The organism is Klebsiella sp. D-Nf1 (genome assembly GCF_002810515.1).
GTDB lineage: Bacteria > Pseudomonadota > Gammaproteobacteria > Enterobacterales > Enterobacteriaceae > Klebsiella > Klebsiella variicola.
On the sequence record NZ_PIOK01000001.1, the window covers coordinates 38,945 to 64,273 of the forward strand.

The window sequence follows — 25,329 nt, forward strand, 5'->3', positions numbered from 1 at the left end:
TTGGAGAGACCAATGGCTCACCGTGCACGCTGGACAATGTCGCAAGTAACTGAGTTATTTAATAAACCACTCATCGATCTGTTATTTGAAGCGCAGCAAATCCATCGTCAACATTTTGACCCGCGCCAGGTGCAGGTCAGTACCCTGCTGTCGATCAAGACCGGCGCCTGCCCGGAGGATTGTAAATATTGTCCGCAGAGCGCGCGCTATAAAACCGGCCTCGAAACTGAGCGCCTGATGGAAGTGGAGCAGGTGCTGGAGTCGGCACGCCAGGCGAAAAACGCCGGCTCGACCCGCTTCTGCATGGGTGCGGCGTGGAAGAACCCCAATGACCGCGATATGCCCTATCTGGAGCAGATGGTGAAAGGCGTGAAGGCGCTGGGACTGGAGTCGTGCATGACGCTCGGTACGCTCACCGACAGCCAGGCGCAGCGTCTGGCCGGCGCAGGTCTTGATTACTACAACCACAACCTCGACACCTCGCCGGAATTTTACGGCAACATCATCACCACCCGTACCTATCAGGAGCGTCTGGATACGCTGGATAAGGTGCGCGATGCCGGGATCAAAGTGTGCTCCGGCGGCATCGTCGGGCTGGGAGAGACCGTAAACGATCGCGCCGGGCTGCTGCTGCAGCTGGCTAATCTGCCGACGCCGCCGGAGAGTGTGCCGATCAACATGCTGGTGAAGGTCAAAGGCACGCCGCTGGCGGATAACGACGATGTCGACGCTTTCGATTTCATCCGCACCATCGCCATTGCACGCATTATGATGCCCACCTCTTACGTGCGTCTCTCCGCTGGCCGCGAACAGATGAACGAGCAGACCCAGGCGATGTGCTTTATGGCCGGGGCGAACTCGATTTTCTACGGCTGCAAGCTGCTCACCACGCCGAACCCGGAAGAGGACAAAGACCTGCAGCTGTTCCGCAAGCTGGGGATCAACCCGCAGCAGACGGCGGTACTGGAAGGCGACAATGAGCAGCAGCAGCGCCTGGAACAGGCCTTACTCACCCCGGACACTGAGGAATACTACAACGCGGCGGCGCTATGACCTGGCAGCAACGAATCGAGCGGGCGCTGGACGAGCGGCGGCAGGCGGATGCGTTTCGCCGTCGCCTGCCGGTAAGCCACGGCGCCGGACGCTGGCTGGAGCGCGAAGGGGAGCGCTGGCTCAACTTCTCCAGCAATGATTACCTGGGCCTGAGCCAGCATGCCGGCATTATCGCCGCCTGGCAGCAGGGGGCGGAACGTTATGGCGTCGGCTCCGGTGGCTCGGGCCACGTGAGCGGCTATAGCGAAGCCCATCGCGCGCTGGAGGAGGATCTCGCCGACTGGCTGGGCTATCCGCGCGCGCTACTGTTTATCTCCGGCTTTGCCGCCAATCAGGCGCTGGTTGCCGCGCTGGCGGAAAAAGAGGATCGGATTGTCGCCGACCGCCTGAGCCACGCCTCCCTGCTGGAGGCGGCGAGCCTGAGTCCGGCGCAGTTGCGCCGTTTTGCCCACAACGATCCGCAACAGCTCGCGCAACTGCTGGCGAAACCGCTGGACGGCCTGCAGTTAGTGGTGACTGAAGGCATTTTCAGTATGGACGGCGACAGCGCGCCGCTGACGGCCATTCACGCCGCAGCGCAGACCGCCGGGGCGTCATTGCTGGTGGATGATGCCCACGGGGTTGGGGTCGTCGGCGATGAAGGTCGCGGGAGCTGCGCGGCGCAGAACGTACGCCCGGATCTGCTGGTGGTGACCTTTGGCAAGGCGTTCGGCGTCAGCGGCGCGGCGGTACTGTGCAGCGAAGCGATGGCCGATTATCTGCTGCAGTTTGCCCGTCATCTGATCTACAGCACCGCGATGCCGCCCGCCCAGGCGGTGGCGCTGAGCGCTGCCCTGCGGATCATTCGCAGCGATGAGGGGCAGCAGAGGCGTGAAAGCCTGGCCGCCCGCATCCGTCAGTTCCGCGCAGGGATGGGCGATGTGTCGCTGGGGTTGACCGATTCCGTCAGCGCGATCCAGCCGCTGATCGTCGGGGATAACGCCCGGGCGCTGAGCCTGGCCTGCCGTCTGCGCGAGGCCGGCTGCTGGGCAACGGCGATCCGTCCACCGACGGTGCCGGTCGGCAGCGCTCGTTTGCGCCTGACCCTGACCGCCGCCCATCAGGCTGAGGACATTAACCGTTTACTGGAGGCGCTGCATGGCCACGGTGAATAAGCAGGCGGTGGCCGCGGCGTTTGGCCGGGCGGCCAGCGGCTATACGCAACATGATGAACTGCAACGGCGCAGCGCCGATCTGCTGCTGCGCCAGCTGGCGCGCCGCGATTTTGCTCAGGTGCTGGATGCCGGCTGCGGCCCCGGCAGCATGAGCCGCTACTGGCGTGAGGCGGGCAGCGTGGTGACCGCGCTGGATCTCTCCGCCGGGATGCTGGCGGAGGCGCAGCGCCGCAACGCCGCACAGCATTATCTGCAGGGCGATATCGAAGCGCTGCCGCTGCCGGATGGCTGCGTCGATCTGGCATGGAGCAACCTGGCGGTGCAGTGGTGCGACGATCTGCGCGCGGCGATCGGCGAGCTGTGCCGGGTGGTGCGGCCCGGCGGGCGGGTGGCGTTTACCACGCTGCTGGCCGACTCGCTGCCGGAGCTTAACCAGGCGTGGCGGGCGATCGACGACCGTCCACATGCCAACCGTTTTCTCAGCGAACCGGCGGTAAGGGCGGCGATGAGCGGGCTGCGCGCCGAAGGCGTCGTTCATCAGATTCGCCTGCCGTTCGCCGATGCGCTGAGCGCTATGCGCTCGCTGAAAGGCATCGGCGCTACCCATTTGCACCAGGGGAGGGCATCCGCCCCGCTTGGCCGCGGCAAACTGCGCGAACTGCAGCTGGCCTGGCCGCAACAGCAGGGCGTCTGCCCGCTGACGTATTATCTTTTTACAGGAGTCATTGAACGTGACTAAACGTTTTTTTGTCACCGGAACCGATACTGAAGTCGGAAAAACGGTTGCCAGCAGCGCGCTGCTGCAGGCGGCGAATCAGCTGGGTTTTAACACCGCTGGCTATAAACCGGTGGCTTCCGGCAGCGAGCATACCGCTGCTGGGCTGCGTAATGAAGACGCGCTGGCCCTGCAGCGCCATAGCCGGGTTGCGCTGCGCTACGACCAGGTGAACCCCTATACCTTCGCCGAGCCGACCTCACCGCACATCATCAGCGCCGATGAAGGCCGGCCGATCGCCGCGGCGACGCTTTCCGGTGGGCTGCGCGAGTTAGAAAGTCTCGCCGACTGGGTGCTGGTTGAAGGGGCCGGAGGGTGGTTTACGCCGCTCTCGGATACGCTGACCTTCGCCGACTGGGCGCAGCAGGAGCAACTGCCAGTGATTTTGGTGGTGGGCGTCAAGCTCGGCTGCATCAACCATGCCATGCTCACCGCCCAAGCGGTACGCCAGGCAGGGCTGCCGCTGGCGGGATGGATCGCCAATGACGTGCAGCCGCCGGGCAAGCGCCATAATGAGTATCTGGCGACGCTGAAAAACCGGCTGGCCGCGCCATTCCTCGGCGAAATACCGTGGCTTGCCGATATCGCGCAGCGCGACGATCTCGGCCAGTATCTGGATCTCAGCGCGCTGGATCTGGCGTCATCCACTGCGCCAGCAGCGGTTCATCCAGCGCCATAATATCGCCCTCGGCGACATTACGCCCTCGGTGTAATACACAGAACCGATCCGCCACCCGGCGGATAAAGGGCAAGTGCTGCTCGGCGAGCAGCACCGTCAGGCCGATATCGCGATTTAACCGCAGCAGCAGCTCCGCCAGCTTTTGCAGGCAGCGCGGCCCTGTGCCGCGCGAGGGTTCGTCGAGGATCAGCAGTCGTGGCCGGACGATCAGCGCCCTGGCCAGCGCCAGCTGGTACTGATCGTCGGCGCTCAGCGAGGCGCCTTTGCGCTGCCGTAGCGCATAGAGTTCGGGAAAGTGCTCATAAATTTCACCGCCGCTGGCGCTGACCCCGGGTTTCCCGGCCGCCAGGGCAATATGCAGATTCTCTTCCACGCTGAGCTGGGAAAAGATGCGTTTATCCTGCGGCACGTAGCCGATGCCGATAGCGCTGCGCGACTGAGCTGACAGGGGGGTGAGATCGCACGGCGGGGCGCCAATGTCATGCCAGGTCATCCGACCGCTGGCCACCGGCAGATGGCCGGCAATGCAGTTGACCAGGGTGGTTTTTCCCATTCCCTCGCGTCCCAGTACGCCAATGCACTCTCCCGGGCGTAGTTCAAGATCGACATTCCACAGCGAGTGCTGGTTACCGTAAAAATGATTTACTGCCTGTAAATTCAACATGGACGTTTTCTCCTTATCCTGGCGTCAGGGCGACAGAAAGATGCTGCAAAACTCTTGCCAGGAAAAAGAACGCTCGGAAAAAAACGCGAAACGCCGACACCATCGGGCACAGTCAGCGCGGGCGCTGCACTTTTCCGGTGCCCGACGCTAAAGGGTGGTGCAAAAAGCAGCAAAAATCGAGCGGCTTTAAACGGATAGTTATCAAAAATAGTTCGATAAAAATTTTTCGCCGCACGGTTGACGGCAAAAGTCGATTTGCGCCGGGCGGCGGTGGTCATGGGCTGCAGACAGTTATCCACTATTCCTGTGGATAACCTTGTGTATTAGAGTTAGAAAACCTGCGGTAAGCTAGAGCGTACGCGGCCTGCGGCTGAATTGGCGCGAAAGGCGTCTTTTCTTTAAAGTCATTAAATATCAGCTTGTTAGATAAAATCAATGGGTGTAAGAAAAGCGTCATCTACTGCCATAAAACTTTCACCCGTCTGCTTGACAAATGTTAAAAGGTGAAATTTTTTGGGGATAACCCTACCGGCCGGAGGATTATCCCACCCGGCGCGCGCTTTGTGCGCACCATGGCGGCAAAATAAGCCGTTTACTGACGCAATCATAGTGATGCACTGTTTAAATATCCAGTATAATTTGTTGGCAAAAAATGGCCCGGAGGGTAGAATTAAACACCGGCCGCTAAATCCATCTTCAGGTTTTGATCAATGAGTAAATCGTTTGTTCTGCATTCTGCCTTTCGCCCCTCCGGAGACCAACCGGAAGCCATCCGCCGCCTGGAAGAGGGGCTGGAGGATGGGCTTGCGCATCAAACGCTTCTGGGGGTTACCGGCTCCGGTAAAACCTTTACCATCGCCAACGTGATTGCCGATCTGCAGCGGCCGACGATGGTGCTGGCGCCAAACAAAACGCTGGCGGCCCAGCTCTACGGCGAGATGAAAGAGTTTTTCCCGGAGAATGCCGTCGAGTATTTCGTCTCCTACTACGATTACTACCAGCCGGAAGCCTACGTTCCCAGCTCAGATACCTTCATTGAGAAGGACGCCTCGGTGAACGAACATATCGAGCAGATGCGCCTGTCGGCGACCAAAGCGCTGCTCGAGCGGCGCGACGTGGTGGTGGTGGCGTCAGTCTCGGCTATCTACGGCCTCGGCGACCCGGACCTGTACCTGAAGATGATGCTGCACCTGACGGTCGGGATGCTGATTGACCAGCGCGCTATCCTGCGCCGTCTGGCCGAGCTGCAATACACCCGCAACGATCAGGCTTTCCAGCGCGGGACCTTCCGCGTTCGCGGCGAGGTGATCGACGTCTTCCCGGCGGAATCCGACGATATCGCGCTGCGCATTGAGCTGTTTGATGAAGAGGTCGAGCGCTTGTCGCTGTTTGATCCCCTGACCGGCCATGTGGAATCCGCGGTGCCGCGCTTCACCATTTATCCCAAGACCCACTACGTGACGCCGCGGGAACGCATCGTCCAGGCGATGGAAGAGATTAAGCTGGAACTGGCGGATCGTCGCAAAGTACTGCTGGCTAACAACAAGCTACTGGAAGAGCAGCGTTTAACCCAGCGCACCCAGTTCGACCTCGAAATGATGAACGAGCTGGGCTACTGCTCGGGCATTGAAAACTACTCGCGCTTCCTCTCCGGTCGCGGGCCCGGCGAGCCGCCGCCCACCCTGTTTGACTATCTGCCGGCAGACGGTCTGCTGGTCATTGACGAATCCCACGTCACGGTGCCGCAGATCGGCGGCATGTACCGGGGCGACCGGGCGCGCAAAGAGACGCTGGTGGAATATGGCTTCCGCCTGCCGTCGGCGCTGGATAACCGACCGATGAAGTTTGAAGAATTCGAAGCGCTGGCACCACAAACTATCTACGTGTCGGCGACCCCGGGAGCCTATGAGCTGGATAAATCCGGCGGCGATGTGGTGGATCAGGTGGTGCGGCCGACCGGTCTGCTTGACCCGATCATCGAAGTGCGACCGGTGGCCACTCAGGTCGACGACCTGCTGTCGGAGATCCGTCTGCGCACGGCCATCAACGAGCGCGTGCTGGTGACCACCCTCACCAAGCGGATGGCGGAGGATTTAACCGAGTACCTTGAGGAGCACGGCGAGCGGGTGCGCTATCTGCACTCGGATATCGACACCGTCGAACGCATGGAGATTATCCGCGACTTACGCCTTGGCGAGTTTGACGTGCTGGTAGGGATCAACCTGCTGCGTGAGGGGCTGGATATGCCGGAGGTGTCGCTGGTGGCGATCCTGGATGCCGACAAAGAGGGTTTCCTGCGCTCCGAACGCTCGCTTATCCAGACCATCGGCCGCGCGGCGCGTAACATCAACGGTAAGGCCATCCTGTACGGCGATAGAATCACTCCCTCTATGGCCAAAGCCATTGGCGAGACCGAGCGTCGACGGGAGAAACAGCAGCGCTATAACGAAGAGCATGGCATCGTGCCGCAGGGGCTCAACAAGAAAGTGGTGGACATCCTGCAGCTGGGCCAGAGCCTGGCGAAGACCAAAGCCAAAGGGCGCGGCAAATCGAAGGCCGCCGAACCTGCGGGACTCAGCGGGGTGGATATGACGCCAAAAGCGCTGCAGCAGAAAATTCACGAGCTGGAAGGGCAGATGATGCAGCACGCGCAGAACCTCGAGTTCGAAGAGGCGGCGCAAATTCGCGACCAGTTGCATCAACTGCGTGAGCTGTTTATCGCGGCCTCCTGATGGGCAGGGGCGTACTCCCGGACATTCGGATGAAAGGTCTGTTTTCCGCGTCTCGCCGCCCGCCAGTCAAATGCCAGAGAAGAAAAAGGCCGCATTGCGGCCTTCTTAATGTTTGCTTAATCTCACCAGGCGACACTATCCTCAACATGATGAGGATAGCGCCCATGCAAAAAATTAACTTCCGTGAATATCTGGCGGTTGCCACCGCCCTGGTCATTATTGTTGCCTTTTTCCATCAGTGGGTACTGACGTTCTGACGCGCCGCCGCGGGAATAACACCCACGCGCGGACGCCGGGCCCCGGCTGGCGGTTGTGCAGGAAGAACTGGGCGTCATGCAGCTGAGCAATGCGCGTGACGATGCTCAGTCCGAGGCCTATGCCGCCGTAGCGACTGTCCATGCGCACAAACGCTTTACTGAGTTCGCCGCTTTTCGCCTCATCAATTCCCGGACCTTCATCTTCCACCGCCATCACCGGCATCAAGCCCGCTTTCACCGAGATGCGGATAGTTGACCCTTCCGGACTGTAGCGGTGAGCATTTTCCACCAGGTTGCGCAGGATCACACGGATTAACGTTGCGTCGCCAGAGACAATGGCTTCGCTTTCGATATCCGTCAGCAGCAGTCGCTGCTGACGCTGCGCCAGCATGGTTTCCAGCTCTTCCTGCAACGGTTTCACTACGTCATCCAACAACAGCACCTGCTGATAGCTACCGGCGGAAAAAGACTGTCCGACGCGCGCCAGCTGCAGCAGCTGGGAAATGCTGTTGGTCATCTGGTCGAGGCGTTGGATCAGCGGGTCGACGCCCACGCCGTGCACTTTCGCCAGCAGTTCGAGGTGCAGGCGCAGGCCGGCCAGCGGGGTACGTAGCTCATGCGCCACGTCGGCGGTAAACAGCCGCTCACGGTCGAGGGTCAGATTGAGGCGGGAAACCAGCTGATTCAGGGCGGTGGTCACCGCCGTAACCTCGGGAACCGATTCGCTGAGCACGATAGGGGTGAGGTTGTCCGGCGTGCGGCTCTCAAGCTCGCTTTGCAGTCGTGAGAGCGGGCGGGTGATCTTGCGCACCGCCAGCACGCTGATATACAGCGCCAGAGCAACAATCAGCAGGCTCGGCACCAGCAGGCTGGCGACCGCTTCCCGTACCTCATGCTCCACATGTTTCTGGTTGTTGTGGCCTTCGACGGCGCTGGCCACCAGCAGCTGGATCTGCTCTTTACTCTCATGCCATAGCCAGAAGACGCTGATCAGCTGACAGACCACCAGAATGGTGCCGATGGTCAGCAGCAGCCGGTGGCGCATGGTCCAGGATTCGGTTGCAAACAGAGCCATGGTCTATTCCGTGTCGATGTGGTTAGCCAGCATATAGCCAAAACCCCTGACGGTGCGGATCCGCGATTTGCCAATTTTATCGCGCAGGTTATGAATATGCACCTCAAGGGTATTGGTCGCCGGCTCATTGTCCCAGCTGTAGATGTCGTTGTAGAGGATCTCACGATGCACCGGGCTACCGGCTTTCATCATCAGCCGCGACAGCAGGGCATACTCTTTCGGCGTCAATTCCAGCGCCGTCTCACCCAGCCACACCAGGCGGCGGGTGACATTGAGGCGCAGATCGCCGACGCTGATTTCGTTATCGCCCTGATTATTATGCCGGCGGAGCAGGGCGCGAATGCGTGCATTCAGCTCTTCCAGGGCAAAGGGCTTCACCAGATAGTCATCCGCACCGGTATCGAGACCGCTAATGCGATCCTCAAGCGTATCGCGGGCAGTGAGGATCAGCACCGGTTGGGTCATCTTCTCCCGCCGCATACGGGTGAGAAAATGCAGACCGTCTTCATCCGGCAGGCCGAGGTCGAGTACGATCAGGCTGTAGTGATTGCTGGCCAACGATAGCGCCGCTTCGTGCGCCGTGGAGACACCATCGCATACGTATCCTTCACTTTGCATCGCCAGAATCAACCCCTGTAACAGCAGCGCATCGTCTTCAATGACTAAGATTTTCATCAACCAGCCTCTCTACATGGCGTTAAAATATCATCTGCTGCCTGGTACTCGTGGGTGCTGACGCCGAGCAGGCCGAGCAGGGTGGAGAACAGATTATCTTGTGAATAATCCTTCGTCTTAGCCTGTTGTTGCAAACACTGGCTGGAAACACCATAACGTTGCTGGTAATCCGGCGACAGCCACAGCAGCATGGGGACGTGTTTTTGCGTATCCGGCGCGATGGAGTACGGCAGACCATGCAAATAGACGCCATCTTCACCCAGCGATTCGCCGTGGTCGGACAAATAAACCAGGCTAGTGGTAAATTTATCCTGTTTGGATTGCAGTAGTTTTATCGCCTTATCAACGACATAGTCGACATACAAAATGGTGTTGTCGTAGGTATTGGTCAACTGTTGTTGCGTACAACTTTGGATTTCATTGGTATCGCAGGTCGGGGTGAATTTTTTGAATTCAGCCGGATAGCGGTTGTAATAGGTCGGACCGTGGCTGCCGATAGTATGCAGTACGATAATGCCATCCTGTTTCAGGTTGTCGATGTAACTGTCCAGATTATGGAACAGGACGTCATCGTAGCACTCGCCGTCGATGCACTGACCGCTGAGATTCAGGTCGGTGACGTTTTGGTGCGGTACCCGGTCACAGGCGCCCTTACAGCCACCGTCATTGTCGTTCCACAGCACCTGAACACCGGCGCGCTGCAGAATATCCAGGACGCCTTCCTGATGGTGCGCCAGTTCTTCATCGTAATGCGCGCGCGGCATATTGGAGAACATGCAGGGGACGGAAACCGCTGTTGCCGTGCCACAGGAGGTGGTTTTCGGGAAGTACACCACATCGTCCTGTTGCAGGCGTGGGTTAGTCTCCCGATCGTAGCCGCCCAGCGAGAAATTCTCGGCGCGCGAGGTTTCGCCCAGCACCACAATCGTCAGGTTCTTACGGGGGCCGTTATGCATCACCGGTTTCTGTGTGGCATCTTCGCCAATCTTCACCAGCGGCAGGTTGTCCATGCGGTTGTGCGCATACCACGAGTTCAGCGCCACAATGCTGTTGGAGGGACTCAGGGATTTCACCAGCTCTTTGTTGTTACGGAACACCGAGGCGTAATCTTTATAGAACAGTGCGGCCACCAGAATAATCAGCAGCGCCGAAACGGCGATATTGAGCAGGCGCATCGCCGCGCCGCGCCAGAAAGAGGCGGGTTTACGAACTTTAATCCACCAGGCGACCAGAACCATCAACAGCCCGGAAAGCCCCAGCACGATGACCATTTTCGTCGACAGCAGAGCAAAGCTTTCCGCCGGGGTGGTATCGAAGATATTGGCGATCATCGAACGGTCAATCACCACGCCGAAGTTCCAGATAAAGTACTGTGCTGACGCGCTGAGCAGAATAAACAGGCTGATGACCACCCGATCGAGCTTCAGGAACGAGGCGAGGGTGGTGATGATATTCATCACGCTAATGGCCACGATCGGCATACTGAGGAATACCAGCCAGTTATGCAGGCTGTTTACCGGCAGTAACGGGAAAACCTGGCGATAAAAAGCCAGGTTGAGAAAGATACCGATATAGCAAGCAAAGAGAATCAAATAAGTCGTGCGGCTGAGAACTGGCCGACGTAAAGGTAATAACGACATAATACCTACCCACAGAAAGAGATAAGGGTATAGTGCCAGCCCTATTTTAAGACAACCTTAAGATTTTAAGGTGCGCCGAAGGTTGGCCCTCCGGCGCGCAGCGTCAGCCAGGAAGCTGAATTGCCTTTTCCAGCGCGCCGCGAAGCAGCGCCCGGTCATGGCGATAGGGCACGTCGCTGGCCTCCAGCGGCGTCTGGATCACCAGCCGGTCGTTGATGCCGTGGATATCGGCTTTTGGGCCGGCGATCACCGCATCCACCACCCGCTTACCCACATAGCGCTCCATAATCGCAATGCGCTCCGCCAGCGACAGCCTCGCCGCCGGGCTGTGCTCTTTGCCGAGGTTATCGATAAACACCATCGGCGCCGGGGTGCGGCGCAGCGCCTGAGCCATCTCGTCGAGCAGCAGGATCGGCAGCAGGCTGGTGTAAAAGCTACCCGGGCCGATGAGGATCAGATCGGCTTCGGCGATCGCTTCCACCGCCTCGCGGGTGGCGGGTACCGGTGGGGTAAGCATCAGCTCCTGCGGTAGGTTGTCGAGCTGATCGATATTCACTTCGCCGTAAACTTCATGGCCTTCATGATCGAGCGCCATCAAATCCACCGGTTGTTCCGACATCGGGATAAGAAACGCGTCTACTTTGAGCAGGTTTCTGATCAAATTGATGGCTTCTAAAGGCCGCACGCTCAGGTGGTCCAGCGCCTTTAACATCAAATTTCCGAGGTTATGCCCGGAAAGTTCGCCATTACCGCTAAAACGATACTCAAACATCGCCGACGCCACGCTCGGCTCGGCAATTAACTGATTGATGCAGTTGCGCATATCGCCCCAGGCAATGCCGCCTTCCGAGCGGCGGATCCGACCGGTGGAACCCCCGTTGTCGGTGGTAGTGACAATGCCGGTCAGCCGCGAGCCGAGCGAGGAGAGGGAGGACATCACCCGGCCCAGACCATGCCCGCCGCCGAGCGCGACCACCCGATCGAGGTCAGCGAATGTACGATTGCGCATAGAAATTCCTTATTTCACATAAACGGCCACACACTACCCGATCTACCCCTAAAAGACGATGGGAGGAGCCCGACAAACTGACCGACATCAAGGCAAAAAAATGATTTATGGCTATTCTGTAACGAAAATGCACGAAGGTAGCGATATATACAATGTTATATAACGAAATCGCAAATGGCGAAACCGTCCGTAACGCGCTACTATCGGCATAACCTGTTAACACTCTAGCCTCTTCGCCTGTGTCAAAAGATATGGCGATTTGGCCGCGACCCCTCCGGGTGTCGCCAGGGCGTGGGAAGAAATGACCGCGCCTCCCGTATTTGGAAAGGTGTATATGGCCTCACAGCTTACCGATGCATTCGCGCGTAAGTTTTTTTACCTGCGTCTGTCGATTACCGATGTGTGCAATTTCCGTTGCACCTACTGCCTGCCGGACGGCTACAAACCCGGCGCCGTCAATAACAACGGCTTTCTCAGCGTAGACGAAGTGCGCCGCGTCACGCGCGCTTTCTCCGCCCTGGGCACCGAAAAAGTTCGCCTCACCGGTGGGGAACCCTCTCTGCGCCGCGACTTCACCGAAATCATTGCCGCGGTGCGTGAAAACCCGGCGATCCGTCAGATTGCGGTCACCACCAACGGTTACCGCCTGGCGCGCGATGTCGAACGTTGGCGCGATGCCGGGCTGACGGCGATTAACGTCAGCGTTGATAGTCTCGACGCCCGTCAATTTCAGGCCATCACCGGCCAGGACAAGTTCCACCAGGTGATGGACGGCATTGACGCCGCTTTCGCCGCGGGCTTTGACAAGGTGAAGGTCAATACCGTGCTGATGCGTGATGTTAACCATCACCAGCTCGACATCTTTCTCGCGTGGATCCAACCCCGCCGTATTCAGCTGCGTTTTATTGAGCTGATGGAAACCGGTGAGGGCAGCGACCTGTTCCGCCGTCACCATCTTTCCGGCATGGTGCTGCGCGACGAGCTGCTGCGCCGCGGTTGGATCCATCAGATCCGCCAGCGCAGCGATGGCCCGGCACAGGTCTTTTGTCACCCGGATTACGCCGGTGAAATCGGCCTCATCATGCCGTATGAAAAAGACTTCTGCGCCACCTGCAACCGTCTGCGCGTCTCATCCGTTGGCAAACTGCACCTGTGCCTGTTTGGCGAAGGCGGCGTCGACCTGCGCGACCTGATGGCTGAGGACGAGCAGCAGGCCGAGCTGGAGGCGCGGATCGCCGAAGCCTTAACCCATAAAAAGCAGACCCATTTCCTGCATCAGGGCAACACCGGTATTACGCAGAACCTGTCCTATATTGGCGGTTAATCGTTTTCGAAAGGAGCATTCAGATGAGCCAGGCTAGCGCTGAGTTTATCCCGACCCGTATTGCTATTCTTACTGTTTCCAGCCGCCGCGGCGAAGAGGATGATACCTCCGGCCACTGGCTGCGTGAGGCGGCGCAGGAGACGGGACATCATGTCGTCGATAAGGCGATTGTGAAAGAAAACCGCTACGCCATCCGCGCCCAGGTGTCGGCGTGGATCGCCAGCGATGACGTGCAGGTGGTGCTGATCACCGGCGGGACCGGGTTCACCGAGGGTGACCAGGCGCCGGAAGCGCTGCTGCCGCTGTTTGACCGAGAGGTCGAAGGCTTTGGCGAAGTGTTCCGCATGCTGTCGTTCGAAGAGATCGGCACCTCGACGCTGCAGTCCAGGGCCGTGGCCGGCGTCGCCAATCGCACGCTGATTTTTGCCATGCCGGGCTCGACCAAAGCCTGCCGCACGGCGTGGGACAACATCATTGCCCCGCAGCTGGATGCCCGCACCCGTCCGTGTAACTTCATTCCTCACCTGAAGAAATAATCTATGTCACAACTGACCCATATTAACGCCGCGGGCGAAGCCCATATGGTGGATGTCTCCGGCAAAGCGGAAACGGTGCGCGAAGCGCGTGCCGAGGCTTATGTCGAAATGCAGGCGGCGACGCTGGCGATGATTATCGACGGCAGCCACCACAAAGGCGATGTGTTCGCCACCGCGCGTATCGCCGGGATCCAGGCGGCAAAACGTACGTGGGAGCTGATCCCGCTGTGTCATCCGCTGATGCTGAGCAAAGTGGAAGTCAATTTGCAGGCGCAGCCGGAGCATAACCGGGTGCGCATTGAGTCACTTTGCCGTCTGACCGGTAAAACCGGCGTTGAGATGGAAGCATTGACCGCCGCCTCCGTTGCCGCGCTGACCATCTACGACATGTGCAAGGCGGTGCAAAAAGATATGGTCATTGGTCCGCTGCGCCTGCTGGCGAAAAGCGGCGGCAAGTCCGGCGATTTTAAGGTGGACGAACGCCATGATTAAGGTTCTGTTTTTCGCCCAGGTGCGCGAACTGGTCGGCACCGATGCTCTGACCCTCGACGCCAGCGACCTGGCAACCGTCGAGGCCGTGCGCCAACAGCTTGCCGCCCGCGGCGACCGCTGGGCGCTGGCCCTGGAAGAGGGCAAGCTGCTGGCGGCAGTCAACCAGACGCTGACCGCGTTTGACCATCCTGTCGCCAGCGGTGACGAAGTGGCGTTCTTCCCGCCGGTCACCGGAGGCTAATAAGATGACGCAAACTCGTATTGTCGTCAGCCCGGCACGCTTTAGCGTCGGTGAGGAATATCCCTGGCTGGCTGAACGCGATGAAGACGGTGCGGTGGTCACCTTCACCGGTAAAGTGCGCAATCATAATCTTGGCGACAGCGTGAAAGCGCTGACGCTGGAGCACTATCCGGGAATGACCGAAAAATCTCTGGCGGAGATCGTCGACCTGGCGCGCGAGCGCTGGCCGCTGGGCCGGGTGACGGTTATCCACCGCATCGGCGAAATGTGGCCGGGGGAAGAGATTGTGTTTGTCGGCGTCACCAGCGCCCACCGAGGCAGCGCCTTCGCCGCCGGCGAGTTTATTATGGACTACCTGAAAACCCGCGCGCCGTTCTGGAAGCGCGAGGCGACGCCGGAAGGCGAACGCTGGGTCGACGCTCGCGACAGCGATCGTCAGGCGGCAGAGCGCTGGTAGTGTGATACGCTTACAGGGTGAAACTTTGTTAATCAGGAGAGAGTCATGGACAGATTTCCGCGTTCCGATTCAATAGTGCAGGGCCGTAGCGGTCTGCAGACTTACATGGCGCAGGTGTACGGCTGGATGACGGTCGGCCTGCTGCTGACGGCGTTTATCGCGTGGTTTGCGGCGAATACCCCGGCGGTGATGATGTTCGTCTTTTCGAGCAAAATCACTTTCTTCGGGCTGATTATTGCCCAGCTGGCGCTGGTGTTTGTGCTGTCGGGAATGGTGCAGCGGCTGAGCGCCGGGATGGCCACCACGCTGTTTATGCTCTATTCGGCGCTGACCGGGCTGACACTGTCGAGTATTTTTATCGCCTATACCTACTCATCGATTGCCAGCACCTTTGTGGTCACCGGCGGGATGTTCGGGGCGATGAGTCTGTACGGCTACACCACCAAGCGCGATCTGAGCGGCTTCGGCAGCATGCTGTTTATGGGTCTGATTGGCATCGTGCTGGCATCGCTGGTCAACCTGTGGCTGAAGAGCGAAGCGCTGATGTGGGCGGTAACCTACATTGGGGTGGTGCTGTTTGTCGGTTTGACGGCGTATGACACCCAGAAGCTGAAAAACATCGGCGAGCAGATTGATACCCGCGACAGCGCCACGCTGCGTAAATACTCGATTCTCGGGGCCTTAACGCTGTACCTGGACTTTATCAACCTGTTCCTGATGCTGCTGCGTATTATGGGCAACCGCCGGTAACCTCTTAATATCAGAGGGTTGCATCTCCTAACGCCCGGCAAGCGCAGCGCCGCCGGGCGATGGCATCAGGCACAGTACCCGTGGTGCTGCCGGGTGGCGGCTATGCCTTACCCGGCCTACAGGATCCTCTCACAGGCTCACACCCCGTAGGCCCGTGCAAGCGCAGCGCCGCCGGGCGAGATATCAGGCACGGTACCCGTGATGTTGCCGGGTGGCGGCTGCGCCTTACCCGGCCTACGGGGTCCTCTCACAGGCTCACACCCCGTAGGCCCGTGCAAGCGCAGCGCCGCCGGGCGAGATTTCAGGCACGGTACCCGTGGTGCTGCCGGGTGGCGGCTGCGCCTTACCCGGCCTACGGGGTCCTCTCACAGGCTCACACCCCGTAGGCCCGTGCAAGCGCAGCGCCGCCGGGCGAGATTTCAGGCACGGTACCCGTGATGTTGCCGGGTGGCGGCTGCGCCTTACCCGGCCTACGGGGTCCTCTCACAGGCTCACACCCCGCAGGCCCGGTAAGCGCAGCGCGACCTGGCTGTGTCATTCGCGGGCCAGCTTGCGTTGGTTCTTTTGCCGCAGCTTTTTCGCCCGACTCTCCAGCAGCAGATAGGCCACCATCGCCAGCAGCAGTGGCAGGAAATAATAAAGCGCACGCCAGGCGAGCAGGGCGGCGATAATCGCGCCCTTCGAAATCTCCTCTCCGGAGAGCATGGCGATAAACACCGCCTCCAGCACGCCGATCCCGGCTGGAATATGAACGATCACCCCGGCGATACTGCTCACCAGCAGCACCCCTAATACCAGGAAATAGTTAATTTCGCTGCCCAACAGCAGCCAGATTATCGCCCCCATCGCCATCCAGTTCGCCGCCGAGATCCCCATCTGCAGCAGCGCGAAGCGCCAGGAGGGCAGCACCAGCCGCTGGCCTTTAATCGTCAGGTGACGGCGTTTAGCGAACGCGCAGCCGAACAGATAGCAAAGCGTAAGGATCAGCATCACCCCGCCGATAATGCGCAGGGTGGTCTGGCTGATGTACCAGTGCGGCGGTAACTTCACCAGATCCGCCGTAAAGATCACTCCACCGAGCAGGATATAGCCCAGCCAGTTGGTGGTAATACTCAACGAAAAAATACGGGTGATGGTGCCGCCGTTGAGCCCCAGCCGCGAGTACAGCCGGTAGCGCATGCCGATCCCGCCGACCCAGGTGCTGAGCGTCAGGTTAAAGGCATAGCAGATAAACGACACCAGCATCACCTGGCGTTTCGCCAGCTTATGCCCGCAATAGGCCCGGCCAAGCAGATCGTAGCAGCCGTAGATCAGATAGCTGACGATGACCAGCGCAATGGCGCTAAATAAGGCCAGCCGATCATAGCCGCGGATCACCTTCCACACGTCCTGCCAGTCGACCTTCTGCGCGTAAATCACCAACAGAACGATCACGGCGATAAAAAAGAGCACGGTAAGTACTCTTTTCGCCATCCGCCAGCCGGGATGCGATTTGCTCATAGCGGATTATCCCTGGTTTGCGAGTCGACACGATCCTGGGTTTCAATCTCCGGCTGCACCGGCGGGCTGACCCTGGCCAGCCGCGGTGTATGGGCTGGTAGCCAGCCGACCCACGCCGGGAAGTGGCGCAGAAAGTGGAAGGCCATCACGCTGACGCCCAGCCGCCACCAGTTGCGCTTCGGCAGCATCGCTTTATCGATCCGCTGGCAATCCCTGGCGATAAGCCCGTTGAGGTTATCGCGCAGCGTCTGGTTAAACACCCGGTCGTGGATGATCAGATTGGCTTCCAGATTCAGCGACAGGCTCAATGGATCCAGGTTGCTCGACCCGACGGTGGCCCAGTGGTCGTCCGCCAGGGCGACCTTGCCATGCAGCGGACGGCGGCGATACTCAAAGATCTGCACCCCGCCCTTAACGAGATAGTGATAGAGCAGGTGGGCGCCAAACTTCACAATCGGAATATCCGGCTCGCCCTGGACGATCAGCTTGACCCGCACGCCGCGCCGCGCGGCATTGCGCATCGCATGCAGCAGGCGGTAGCCGGGAAAGAAATAGGCGTTGGCAATGATCACCTCCCGGCGGGCGCTGGTCAGCATCTTCAGGTAGTGGCGTTCGATATCGTCGCGATGATCCTGGTTGTCGCGCCAGATGAACAGCGCCTGCGCCTCGCCGGGAGTCTGGTTGATCTCCGGCTGATGGCGACGGCGGCGCCACCAGCGGCGGGCGGTTTCGCTGTTGGGCAGGTTCTCCAGCTCGAACTGCAGAATATCAAGCACCACCGGCCCCTCGACCTGCACCGCATAATCCTGTTTCGCTTCCGGGCCGTAGTCGCTCATATGCTCGGCGGAGTAGTTAATACCGCCGACAAAGGCGGTGGTGTCGTCAATCACCACGATTTTACGGTGCATCCGACGGAACAGGTTGGTGCGCATCCCCATCAGCTTAGGGCGCGGATCGTAGTAGCGAAAAATCACCCCGGCGGCGGTCAGTTCGCCGACAAACTCATCGCTGAGATCCGGCGAACCGTAGCCGTCAAGCAGCACCTCCACCTGAATACCGCGGCGGGCGGCTTTTAGCAGAACCGCGTGCAGCCGCCAGCCCACCTCATCTTCAAACCAGATAAAGGATTCGAGGATCACCCGCCGGCTGGCGCGACCAATGGCCGCAAACAGCGCCGGATAGTACTGGTCGCCGTTCTCCAGGAGCGTAATGCGGTTGCCTTCCTGCCAACGACATTTCACAAGTGTATCTCCACGCTAAGGGGCGCATGATCGGACAGATGCCGCCATTGTTTGAGGGCCAGCGCCTTCGGGTGGCTGGCGTGGGCGTTTTTGACATAAATGCGATCGAGGCGCAGCAGCGGAAAACTGACCGGAAACGTGCGCGCTGGCCTTCCGCGGGCGCGGGTAAAGATCTCTTCCAGCCCGGCTTGCGCTTTTAACGGCTGATTCGCCTGCTGAAGCCAGTCGTTAAAATCCCCGGCCACCACTACCGGCTCACCGGCGGGCAGGGTATTGACCCATTCCGTCAGCATGGTCAACTGCGCCTGCCGTTGGTCGGCGCGTAAACCCAGATGAACGCAGATGACATGGATCGTCACGCCGCTCTCTGGCGGCACGATGCGGCAGTAAAGCAGACCGCGTTTCTCGCCGTTGCCGACTGAAATATCGCGATTTTCATAGTATTCAATGGGAAAGCGCGACAGTACGGCATTGCCGTGGTGGCCTTCCGGATAGACCGCGTTGCGCCCGTAGGCGTAATCGCTCCACATGGTGTCGGCGAGAAATTCATAATGGGTGGTATCTGGCCAGTTCTCGATGTGCAGCGGGTGAACTTCATGAGCGCCCATCACTTCCTGCAGGCAAACAATATCCGCGCTGACGCTGCGCACGGCTTCGCGCAATTCGGGCAAAATAAAACGCCGATTAAACGCCGTAAAGCCTTTATGGGTGTTAATTGTCAGCACGTTCAACGAAAATCCCGACGTTGGCTCAGCCATAATTCTCCAGTAAATGTCACTTTCCTGAATAAAATAGTGTAGTAGACGTCACAAAAAGATGCGGTGATACGGAATTTTCCGTAAAGTGCGGTACTCTGAGTAGCAGAGAAAAATCCTTCAGGAGAGAAGCCATGAAGTGGCAACAACGTGTACGCGTCGCAACAGGTCTTAGTTGCTGGCAGATTATGTTGCATCTACTGGTCGTGGCAGTACTGGTGATGGGTTGGATGAGCGGCGCGCTGGTGCGCGTCGGATTAGGACTGTGCGTCCTCTACAGCGTCACGCTGCTGGCGATGCTGTTTTTACAGCGTCACCACGAGGCGCGCTGGCGTGATGTGGGAGACTTCCTTGAGGAGCTCACCACGACCTGGTACTTCGGCGCGGCCATGATAGCGCTGTGGCTGCTGTCGCGCGTGCTGCACAATAACCTGCTGCTGGCCCTCGCCGGGCTGGTGATACTGGCAGGCCCGGCAGTGGTCTCGCTGCTGGCGAAAGATAAAAAACTAAGCAATCTTTCTTCGGAACATCGCATACGCCGCTGAGCCGGTGGTGGCCGCTATGACCAGTAGCGGCCACAAACTTCCCCACACAATCTTCAGACTCGCATCCTTCAGATAAATTTGCTTGGTGATATCGGTAAAATGGCGGATCGGGTTTATCCAGGTCAGATCCTGCAGCCACTGCGGCATGTTTTCCACTGGTGAAACGTAGCCCGAAAGCAGGATTGCCGGCATCATAAAGACGAACACGCCGATAAACGCCTGCTGCTGGGTGGCGCACAGCGATGAAATCAATAAACCGAAGCCCACCAGCGATAAGCCATAAATCACCATCGTGAAATAGAACAGCAGCAGCGAGCCGGCAAACGGGATCTGATAGGCCCAGATACCAATCGCCAGCACGATAGTCGCCTGCAGGGTGGCGACGATCAGCGCCGGTACTGCTTTGCCAACGAAGATTTGCCAGGTGGCGAGGGGCGAGACCAGCAACTGATCGAGGGTACCCTGTTCGCGCTCGCGGGCCACCGACAACGACGTCACGATCATCACCCCGATGGTGGTGATCATGGCGATAAGCGACGGCACCACGAACCACTTATAGTCGAGATTCGGGTTGTACCAGTTGCGCACCACCAGTTCACTGTTATTCGGCTTCGCTTTCCCCTCCAGCAGCTCCTGCTGATAGTCTTTCACGATCTGCTGCAGGTAGTTGGCGGCGATTTGCGCGCTGTTGGAGTTGCGCCCGTCGAGCAGGAGCTGCAGCGGGGCGGTTTGATAGTTGTCGAGATTACGCGAGAAATCCGCCGGGAAGCGTACCACCAGCAGGGCTTTTTGTTCATCGATGGTCGGCTGGATCGCCTGCGGGCTTTGCAGCAGCAGGACGTGGGTAAAGGCTTTGGCGCGGGCAAAGCGCTGAGTGAGTTCCACCGCATGCCGGCCGCTGTCCTCGTTATAGATGGCGATGGTGGCGTTGGTCACCTCCAGCGTCGCGGCAAAGGGAAAGAGCAGTACCTGAATCAGCACCGGCATGATTAAAATCATCCGCGTTTGCGGCTCGCGCAGCAGCGACTGCAGCTCTTTGCGGATCAATGTCCATAAACGGTGAAACATAATAGCTCCTTTGGCCCATTCAACCACGCCGGGCGGCACTGCGTTTGCCCGGCCTACGGGATCGGCGAACCGTATAATCGATGTTGGTTAAACCGTAGGCCCGGTCAGCGCAGCGCCACCGGGCAAAACCTAATCCAGACGCCGCTTGGTTTTCAGCCACGTCAGGCCGATAAACATCACCGCCGACGCAATCAAAAACAGCACATTCACCAGCAGCACCACCGGAATATTGCCCGCCAGAAACAGGCTTTGCAGGGTGTTGACGAAATAGCGCGCCGGGATCACGTAGGTCACCGCGCGGATCACCGCCGGCATACTGTCTATCTGGAAAATAAACCCGGACAGCATAATCGACGGTAAAAACGCGGCATTCAGCGCCACCTGCGCGGCGTTAAACTGGTTGCGGGTAATGGTTGAGATAAGCAGCCCCATGCCCAGGGTGCTGAGCAAAAACAGACTGGTGATGACAAACAGAATCAGCAGCGAACCGCGATAGGGCACGCCGAGAATAAATACCGACACCAGCATACACAGCAGCATTGCCAGCATGCCGAGGAAATAGTAGGGAATGAGCTTGCACAGCAGCAGTTCGGCGCGGGTGATCTCCGTCGATAGCAGCGCCTCCATGGTGCCGCGCTCCCATTCGCGTGCCACCACCAGCGAGGTCAGGATCGCGCCGACCACGGTCATGATGATGGTGATCGCCCCGGGGATAATAAAGTGCTGGCTAATAGCCGCCGGGTTAAACCAGTAGCGCATCTGCACGTCGATCAGCGGCTCAAAGGTCTCACCGCGGTCTTCCGCCCGCTGCTGCTGCCAGATCTGCCAGATGCCTTCCACATAGCCCTGGGCGAAGTTGGCGGTATTGGGCTCGCTGCCGTCGGTAATCAACTGAATTGGCGCGTCGGCGCCGGGGCGCGCCATCTGGCGGTCAAAGTCCACCGGAATGACCACCATGGCGCGGATGCGCCCGGCCTGCATCATTTGAATCAGCTGCTGGCGATTATCGCTGACCGTGGCGTCGATATAGGGCGAGCCGGTCATGGTATGGACAAAATCCAGCGCCTCTTCGCTCTGTTGCTCCAGCAATACGCCGACCCGCAGCTTGCTGGAATCGAGGTTAATGCCATAACCGAAGATAAACAGCAGGAGTAGCGGGATCACCACCGCAATCAGCCAACTACTGGGATCGCGGACGATCTGCCGGGTCTCTTTCACGCACAGGGCGCGGACCCGTCGCCACGAAAGAACGCTATTGCTCATGGCCGTGCTCCTTATCCCATTGGTTAATCAGGGTAATAAACGCCTGCTCCATGGTGGGATCTTTCTGGCTATCATTCGCCGCCTGGGCCTTCAGCGCGTCCGGGGTCCCGCTGGCGATAAGCTTACCGTGATAGACCAGCCCGATGCGGTCGCAATATTCCGCCTCATCCATAAAGTGGGTGGTGACCATCACCGTCACCCCTTTATCGACCATGCTGTTGATATGCAGCCAGAACTCACGGCGGGTGAGGGGGTCGACGCCGGAGGTCGGTTCATCGAGAAACAGAATATCGGGCTCATGCATCAGCGAGCAGGCCAGCGCCAGCCGCTGCTTGTAGCCGAGCGGCAGCTCGTCGGCGGCGTGACGGGCGATACTTTTCAGGCCAAAGGCATCGCTCATCCGGGCGATTTTTTCATTTTGCGCCCGGCCGCGCAGGCCATAGACGCCGGAGAAAAAGCGCAGGTTCTGCTCGACGCTGAGGTTGCCGTACAGCGAAAATTTTTGCGCCATATAGCCCAGATGCTGGCGCGCCTTGCCAGAGCTGACCTTAAGATCCATCCCCAGCACCAGCGCTTTGCCGGAGGTGGGCACCAGCAGGCCGCACATCATTTTGAAGGTGGTGGATTTCCCGGCGCCGTTGGGGCCGAGCAGGCCGAAAATTTCACCACGCTTAACCTGGAAATCGACGTGGTCGGTAGCGGCGAAATCACCAAATTTTTTCGTTAACGACTGCGCCTCAATGACCGTTTCGTCTTTGCTGCCGTCAACGCGATGGATAATCGCTCCCAACGGCGACTCAGCGGTCCCGGCGCCGCCGAGCAGATCGATAAACGCATCTTCAAAGCGCGGCGCCGTCTCCGCCACCTGTAGCGGCGGGATGTCGCCATGCTGCTGGACTTCCTCAATGCGGGCGTCCTTTTTCAGGATCAGGCGCACCGATTTGCCCTGGATCACGCCATCGCTGACCTGCGGCAGTTTCAGCGCCCGCTGCAGCAGACGGCGGTTGTTTTCCTGTGGGCTGGAGACGAGGAAACTGCGCCCGGCCATGGTTTGCGTCAGCGCCGTCGGCTCACCCTGGTAGAGTAGTTTGCCTTCGTTCATCAGCAGCACGTCGCGGCATTGTTCCGCTTCATCGAGATAGGAGGTGCTCCACAGGATCAGCATGCCTTCGCCGGCCAGCTCGTGCACCATCTGCCACAGCTCGCGGCGCGAGATAGGGTCGACGCCGACGCCGGGCTCATCCAGCAGCAGTACTTTCGGGTCGCCCACCAGGGTACAGGCGAGCCCCAGCTTTTGCTTCATGCCGCCGGAAAGCTTGCCTGCCAGCCGTTCGGTGAACGGGCCAAGGGAGGTGAACTCCAGCAGACGGTCGAAAATTTTCTTCCGCGCCTCGCCGGTGACGCTGCGCAGGTCGGCGTACAGGGTCAGGTTTTCCATCACCGTCAGATCTTCATACAGGCCGAACTTCTGCGGCATATAGCCGAGCACCGCGTGCAGAGCGCTGTCGTCTTTTAGCGGGTCGAAGCCGATCACGCTGGCGCGGCCCTCATCAGGCTTGAGCAAACCGGCCAGCATTCGCATCAGGGTGGTTTTCCCCGCGCCGTCGGGCCCCACCAGCCCGGTGACGTAGCCGGCGTGGATCGTGCAGGTGAGCGGCGCCACCGCGGGCCTGTCCATTCCGGGAAAACGGCGGCTCAGACCGTTTAAGGCAATGATGGCCTCACTCATGTCCGTTCCCGTGGTTAAAGGAGACGGTCACCGGCATCCCCTGGCGCAGGGCGCAGTCGGCATCGGTCACCACAACACGCAGACGATAAACGAGGTCGGTACGCAGATCCGGCGTTTCCACGGTCTTCGGCGTAAATTCAGCGCTTGGCGAGACAAAGCCGATTTTACCGTGATAGGGCTTGTCCGGCCGGCCGTCGGTATACAGCAGCACTTCGCGTCCCGGCTGCGCCTGACCAAGGTTTTTCTCGTCAACATAGGCGCGGACCCACACCGGATGGGTTAACGACAGCGTCAGCACCGTGCCGCCGGCGTTCAACATGGTGCCGGGCTCGACGGCGCGGGTCATCAGCGTACCGTCGGAAGGGGCGATGAGCACGGTATCGTGCAGGTCCAGTTTAGCCTGGGCCAGCGCGGCCTGCGCCTGTTCCAGACTGGCTTTGGCCTGCGCAATTTCCTGCGGGCGGTTACCGGCGCGGTACTGACGCAGTTTGTCCTGCGCCGATTTTAAGGTCGCCTGTGCCTGATCGCGTGAAGAACGGGCGTTTTCGAGGTCGTTGGCGGATATCGCGCTGCTGGCGCGCAGGCCGAGCTGGCGCTGATAAAAGTTTTGCGCATAGTCGTAAGCGGCCTGCGCCTGTTTCACCGCCGCTGCGGCCTGGGCAATCTCTTCCGCGCGGTAGCCGGCCATCATCAGGTCATACTGCGCCTGGGCGGTAGAGACGTTGGCCTGGGCCTGCAGCAGGGCATTTTCATACGGCGCGCGATCAAGCTCGCCGAGCGTTTGCCCGGCGCGGATGCTGTCGCCTTCGTCGACGGTCAGCGAAGCCAGTCTGCCGCCGACGCGGAAGCTCATGTTGACGGTGCGGATATCGACATTGCCATACAGGGTCAGCGGCTGCTGCCGGCTGCTCTGGTACCACCACCAGCCGCCGCCCAGCGCGGCGAGAAGAATCACGATCAACAGAATGACGACGACGGGTTTTTTCATCAGCCCAAACTCCTTTGCGATAACCCATGCAGAATGAAATCGATATGACAGGTAATGACCTCGAAAATCTGTTCGGTCTTTTGCGCGTCAAACTGCGTCCAGCCGGTGCGCAGCAGGATGGTTTCACGCCCAAGACGGAAAGCCAGCACCTCGCCCAGCAGGGCGTGGGTGTGGAGGATCATTTGCGTATCACCGGCATCGCGGCCTGTCCAGGCGGCAATCAGCCGGGTGAGATAGTGGTGCAGGGGGGCGATCACCTGCTGGTGGATCAGATGGTAGGCGGCGGTCGGCGCCAGCTGCTCACGGGAAATGAATTTGCTTAAGTTGACCGTATCATCCTGGGTCAGCAGCAGGATCATGTTATGGCAGGCGTTGAGAATGAGGGCGCGTATTGCCTGGCGATCCGGCGACTTCCCGGCGAGCAGGGCCTCCGCCGCTTCGGCCTGTGGGCGAAAATTGTCGCCGATAAAATCGGCGATCCATTGGGCACAGGCGAGATATAAGTCGTCTTTCGAGCCAAAATAATAGGTGATAGCGGCGATATTCTGCCCGGCCTGGGCGGCGATATCGCGGGTGGTGGCATGCTGACCATACTCGCCAAACTGGGCGATAGCGGCCGCGATAAGCTGATTTTTTGCCTGTTCGCCTTTACTGGTCATCGCGCTCTGCAAAAGTTAATCAATCGATTGATTAACTTTAGGCCCCAATCGACAGTTTGTCTACCGGC

25 protein-coding genes, 1 pseudogene and 1 riboswitch are annotated in these 25,329 nt (G+C 59.3%); of the genes and pseudogenes, 12 read left to right on the top strand and 14 right to left on the bottom strand.

Annotation, left to right across the window (positions count from 1 at the left end; all coding sequences use genetic code 11):
- The first annotated feature begins 12 nt into the window (after positions 1-12).
- Genes bioB through bioD form a run of 4 tightly spaced genes read left to right on the top strand, consistent with a single transcriptional unit; the run spans position 13 to position 3,661 of the window.
- Complete coding sequence (gene bioB, locus CWM54_RS00180; protein ID WP_061155277.1) at positions 13-1,053, top strand: biotin synthase BioB; 1,041 nt, start codon at positions 13-15, stop codon at positions 1,051-1,053.
- Positions 1,050-2,207, top strand: a complete 1,158-nt coding sequence (gene bioF, locus CWM54_RS00185; RefSeq protein WP_100695602.1) for an 8-amino-7-oxononanoate synthase — start codon at positions 1,050-1,052, stop codon at positions 2,205-2,207. The genes bioB and bioF overlap by 4 nt, the downstream gene beginning before the upstream one ends.
- A complete protein-coding gene (bioC, locus tag CWM54_RS00190; protein ID WP_100681495.1) occupies positions 2,191-2,946 on the top strand; it encodes a malonyl-ACP O-methyltransferase BioC in 756 nt (251 codons plus the stop codon). The genes bioF and bioC overlap by 17 nt, the downstream gene beginning before the upstream one ends.
- Positions 2,939-3,661, top strand: a complete 723-nt coding sequence (bioD, locus tag CWM54_RS00195; protein ID WP_061155274.1) for a dethiobiotin synthase — start codon at positions 2,939-2,941, stop codon at positions 3,659-3,661. The genes bioC and bioD overlap by 8 nt, the downstream gene beginning before the upstream one ends.
- On the opposite strand, the gene CWM54_RS00200 is transcribed toward bioD, so the two are convergent.
- Entirely contained in the window at positions 3,603-4,325 is a 723-nt protein-coding gene (locus tag CWM54_RS00200) for an ABC transporter ATP-binding protein (RefSeq protein WP_100681496.1), read from the bottom strand. The two genes, bioD and CWM54_RS00200, sit on opposite strands and share 59 nt — an antisense overlap.
- An 89-nt stretch (positions 4,326-4,414) precedes the next feature.
- Positions 4,415-4,624: pseudogene (locus CWM54_RS00205) on the bottom strand (hypothetical protein); the annotation flags it as partial.
- 411 nt (positions 4,625-5,035) lie between these two features.
- Between CWM54_RS00205 and uvrB the strand changes: the two are divergent.
- Complete coding sequence (gene uvrB / locus CWM54_RS00210) at positions 5,036-7,057, top strand: excinuclease ABC subunit UvrB (RefSeq protein WP_061155272.1); 2,022 nt, start codon at positions 5,036-5,038, stop codon at positions 7,055-7,057.
- A gap of 216 nt (positions 7,058-7,273) precedes the next feature.
- Here uvrB and pmrB read toward each other — a convergent pair whose 3' ends face one another.
- The 4 genes from pmrB to yvcK form a co-directional block, all read right to left on the bottom strand.
- Positions 7,274-8,389: a two-component system sensor histidine kinase PmrB gene (gene pmrB / locus CWM54_RS00220; protein WP_077274693.1), complete on the bottom strand. Its 1,116-nt coding sequence runs from the start codon at positions 8,387-8,389 to the stop codon at positions 7,274-7,276.
- 3 nt (positions 8,390-8,392) lie between these two features.
- A complete protein-coding gene (gene pmrA / locus CWM54_RS00225; RefSeq protein WP_061155271.1) occupies positions 8,393-9,064 on the bottom strand; it encodes a two-component system response regulator PmrA in 672 nt (223 codons plus the stop codon).
- Positions 9,064-10,704 (bottom strand): phosphoethanolamine transferase EptA, encoded by a 1,641-nt coding sequence (eptA, locus tag CWM54_RS00230; protein ID WP_061155270.1) that lies wholly within the window; start codon positions 10,702-10,704, stop codon positions 9,064-9,066. Before eptA ends, pmrA begins: the two co-directional genes overlap by 1 nt.
- Positions 10,705-10,807: 103 nt before the next feature.
- A complete protein-coding gene (gene yvcK, locus CWM54_RS00235) occupies positions 10,808-11,713 on the bottom strand; it encodes a uridine diphosphate-N-acetylglucosamine-binding protein YvcK (RefSeq protein WP_061155269.1) in 906 nt (301 codons plus the stop codon).
- 208 nt (positions 11,714-11,921) lie between these two features.
- Positions 11,922-12,060, top strand: a riboswitch (molybdenum cofactor riboswitch).
- Between yvcK and moaA the strand changes: the two genes are divergently transcribed.
- From moaA to CWM54_RS00270, 6 genes are all read left to right on the top strand, one after another.
- Positions 12,048-13,037 carry a GTP 3',8-cyclase MoaA gene (moaA, locus tag CWM54_RS00245; protein WP_072041819.1) on the top strand — a complete coding sequence of 330 codons (990 nt, stop codon included), beginning with the start codon at positions 12,048-12,050 and terminating at the stop codon, positions 13,035-13,037. (Overlaps the previous riboswitch by 13 nt.)
- A gap of 23 nt (positions 13,038-13,060) precedes the next feature.
- Entirely contained in the window at positions 13,061-13,573 is a 513-nt protein-coding gene (gene moaB / locus CWM54_RS00250; RefSeq protein WP_100681501.1) for a molybdenum cofactor biosynthesis protein B, read from the top strand.
- A 3-nt stretch (positions 13,574-13,576) separates the two neighbouring features.
- Positions 13,577-14,065 (top strand): cyclic pyranopterin monophosphate synthase MoaC, encoded by a 489-nt coding sequence (gene moaC / locus CWM54_RS00255; RefSeq protein ID WP_008805748.1) that lies wholly within the window; start codon positions 13,577-13,579, stop codon positions 14,063-14,065.
- Positions 14,058-14,306: a molybdopterin synthase sulfur carrier subunit gene (moaD, locus tag CWM54_RS00260; protein ID WP_008805749.1), complete on the top strand. Its 249-nt coding sequence runs from the start codon at positions 14,058-14,060 to the stop codon at positions 14,304-14,306. The genes moaC and moaD overlap by 8 nt, the downstream gene beginning before the upstream one ends.
- Before the next feature lie 4 nt (positions 14,307-14,310).
- Positions 14,311-14,763: a molybdopterin synthase catalytic subunit MoaE gene (moaE, locus tag CWM54_RS00265; protein WP_046622772.1), complete on the top strand. Its 453-nt coding sequence runs from the start codon at positions 14,311-14,313 to the stop codon at positions 14,761-14,763.
- A gap of 45 nt (positions 14,764-14,808) precedes the next feature.
- A complete protein-coding gene (locus tag CWM54_RS00270) occupies positions 14,809-15,513 on the top strand; it encodes a Bax inhibitor-1 family protein (RefSeq protein ID WP_061155267.1) in 705 nt (234 codons plus the stop codon).
- Between the two features lie 534 nt (positions 15,514-16,047).
- On the opposite strand, the gene CWM54_RS00275 is transcribed toward CWM54_RS00270, so the two are convergent.
- From CWM54_RS00275 to CWM54_RS00285, 3 genes are read right to left on the bottom strand one after another with little or no spacing between them, the layout of a single operon-like run.
- Complete coding sequence (locus CWM54_RS00275; RefSeq protein ID WP_100695603.1) at positions 16,048-17,013, bottom strand: lysylphosphatidylglycerol synthase transmembrane domain-containing protein; 966 nt, start codon at positions 17,011-17,013, stop codon at positions 16,048-16,050.
- The gene (gene clsB, locus CWM54_RS00280) at positions 17,010-18,254 is read right to left on the bottom strand and encodes a cardiolipin synthase ClsB (protein WP_061155266.1); all 1,245 of its coding nucleotides are present in this window, start codon (positions 18,252-18,254) and stop codon (positions 17,010-17,012) included. Before clsB ends, CWM54_RS00275 begins: the two co-directional genes overlap by 4 nt.
- The gene (locus CWM54_RS00285) at positions 18,251-19,012 is read right to left on the bottom strand and encodes an endonuclease/exonuclease/phosphatase family protein (RefSeq protein ID WP_061155265.1); all 762 of its coding nucleotides are present in this window, start codon (positions 19,010-19,012) and stop codon (positions 18,251-18,253) included. The genes clsB and CWM54_RS00285 overlap by 4 nt, the downstream gene beginning before the upstream one ends.
- A gap of 131 nt (positions 19,013-19,143) precedes the next feature.
- On the opposite strand from CWM54_RS00285, the gene CWM54_RS00290 reads away from it, so the two are divergent.
- Positions 19,144-19,554 carry a YbhQ family protein gene (locus CWM54_RS00290; protein WP_100682092.1) on the top strand — a complete coding sequence of 137 codons (411 nt, stop codon included), beginning with the start codon at positions 19,144-19,146 and terminating at the stop codon, positions 19,552-19,554.
- Here CWM54_RS00290 and CWM54_RS00295 read toward each other — a convergent pair.
- The 5 genes from CWM54_RS00295 to cecR form a co-directional block, all read right to left on the bottom strand.
- Entirely contained in the window at positions 19,516-20,622 is a 1,107-nt protein-coding gene (locus tag CWM54_RS00295) for an ABC transporter permease (RefSeq protein ID WP_100682091.1), read from the bottom strand. The genes CWM54_RS00290 and CWM54_RS00295 overlap by 39 nt on opposite strands.
- Before the next feature lie 129 nt (positions 20,623-20,751).
- Positions 20,752-21,885: an ABC transporter permease gene (locus CWM54_RS00300; RefSeq protein ID WP_100682090.1), complete on the bottom strand. Its 1,134-nt coding sequence runs from the start codon at positions 21,883-21,885 to the stop codon at positions 20,752-20,754.
- Positions 21,875-23,614, bottom strand: coding sequence for an ATP-binding cassette domain-containing protein (locus CWM54_RS00305; protein WP_100682089.1), 1,740 nt, complete (start codon positions 23,612-23,614; stop codon positions 21,875-21,877). Before CWM54_RS00305 ends, CWM54_RS00300 begins: the two co-directional genes overlap by 11 nt.
- Positions 23,607-24,602 carry a secretion protein HlyD gene (hlyD, locus tag CWM54_RS00310; RefSeq protein WP_100695605.1) on the bottom strand — a complete coding sequence of 332 codons (996 nt, stop codon included), beginning with the start codon at positions 24,600-24,602 and terminating at the stop codon, positions 23,607-23,609. The genes CWM54_RS00305 and hlyD overlap by 8 nt, the downstream gene beginning before the upstream one ends.
- Positions 24,602-25,261, bottom strand: a complete 660-nt coding sequence (gene cecR / locus CWM54_RS00315) for a transcriptional regulator CecR (RefSeq protein ID WP_008805760.1) — start codon at positions 25,259-25,261, stop codon at positions 24,602-24,604. The genes hlyD and cecR overlap by 1 nt, the downstream gene beginning before the upstream one ends.
- Positions 25,262-25,329: the final 68 nt, after the last annotated feature.

What these genes read in the sequence shown, in the direction of transcription:
- bioB (WP_061155277.1), top strand. Translation starts at nt 13, where the DNA reads ATGGCTCACCGTGCACGCTGGACAATGTCGCAAGTAACTGAGTTATTT.
- moaC (WP_008805748.1), top strand. Translation starts at nt 13,577, where the DNA reads ATGTCACAACTGACCCATATTAACGCCGCGGGCGAAGCCCATATGGTG.
- CWM54_RS00275 (WP_100695603.1), bottom strand. Translation starts at nt 17,013, where the DNA reads ATGAGCAAATCGCATCCCGGCTGGCGGATGGCGAAAAGAGTACTTACC.
- moaE (WP_046622772.1), top strand. Translation starts at nt 14,311, where the DNA reads ATGACGCAAACTCGTATTGTCGTCAGCCCGGCACGCTTTAGCGTCGGT.
- bioC (WP_100681495.1), top strand. Translation starts at nt 2,191, where the DNA reads ATGGCCACGGTGAATAAGCAGGCGGTGGCCGCGGCGTTTGGCCGGGCG.
- CWM54_RS00270 (WP_061155267.1), top strand. Translation starts at nt 14,809, where the DNA reads ATGGACAGATTTCCGCGTTCCGATTCAATAGTGCAGGGCCGTAGCGGT.
- CWM54_RS00305 (WP_100682089.1), bottom strand. Translation starts at nt 23,614, where the DNA reads ATGAGTGAGGCCATCATTGCCTTAAACGGTCTGAGCCGCCGTTTTCCC.
- pmrA (WP_061155271.1), bottom strand. Translation starts at nt 9,064, where the DNA reads ATGAAAATCTTAGTCATTGAAGACGATGCGCTGCTGTTACAGGGGTTG.
- cecR (WP_008805760.1), bottom strand. Translation starts at nt 25,261, where the DNA reads ATGACCAGTAAAGGCGAACAGGCAAAAAATCAGCTTATCGCGGCCGCT.
- CWM54_RS00300 (WP_100682090.1), bottom strand. Translation starts at nt 21,885, where the DNA reads ATGAGCAATAGCGTTCTTTCGTGGCGACGGGTCCGCGCCCTGTGCGTG.
- pmrB (WP_077274693.1), bottom strand. Translation starts at nt 8,389, where the DNA reads ATGGCTCTGTTTGCAACCGAATCCTGGACCATGCGCCACCGGCTGCTG.
- moaB (WP_100681501.1), top strand. Translation starts at nt 13,061, where the DNA reads ATGAGCCAGGCTAGCGCTGAGTTTATCCCGACCCGTATTGCTATTCTT.
- moaD (WP_008805749.1), top strand. Translation starts at nt 14,058, where the DNA reads ATGATTAAGGTTCTGTTTTTCGCCCAGGTGCGCGAACTGGTCGGCACC.
- uvrB (WP_061155272.1), top strand. Translation starts at nt 5,036, where the DNA reads ATGAGTAAATCGTTTGTTCTGCATTCTGCCTTTCGCCCCTCCGGAGAC.
- hlyD (WP_100695605.1), bottom strand. Translation starts at nt 24,602, where the DNA reads ATGAAAAAACCCGTCGTCGTCATTCTGTTGATCGTGATTCTTCTCGCC.
- CWM54_RS00285 (WP_061155265.1), bottom strand. Translation starts at nt 19,012, where the DNA reads ATGGCTGAGCCAACGTCGGGATTTTCGTTGAACGTGCTGACAATTAAC.
- eptA (WP_061155270.1), bottom strand. Translation starts at nt 10,704, where the DNA reads ATGTCGTTATTACCTTTACGTCGGCCAGTTCTCAGCCGCACGACTTAT.
- yvcK (WP_061155269.1), bottom strand. Translation starts at nt 11,713, where the DNA reads ATGCGCAATCGTACATTCGCTGACCTCGATCGGGTGGTCGCGCTCGGC.
- moaA (WP_072041819.1), top strand. Translation starts at nt 12,048, where the DNA reads ATGGCCTCACAGCTTACCGATGCATTCGCGCGTAAGTTTTTTTACCTG.
- CWM54_RS00290 (WP_100682092.1), top strand. Translation starts at nt 19,144, where the DNA reads ATGAAGTGGCAACAACGTGTACGCGTCGCAACAGGTCTTAGTTGCTGG.
- CWM54_RS00200 (WP_100681496.1), bottom strand. Translation starts at nt 4,325, where the DNA reads ATGTTGAATTTACAGGCAGTAAATCATTTTTACGGTAACCAGCACTCG.
- CWM54_RS00295 (WP_100682091.1), bottom strand. Translation starts at nt 20,622, where the DNA reads ATGTTTCACCGTTTATGGACATTGATCCGCAAAGAGCTGCAGTCGCTG.
- bioF (WP_100695602.1), top strand. Translation starts at nt 1,050, where the DNA reads ATGACCTGGCAGCAACGAATCGAGCGGGCGCTGGACGAGCGGCGGCAG.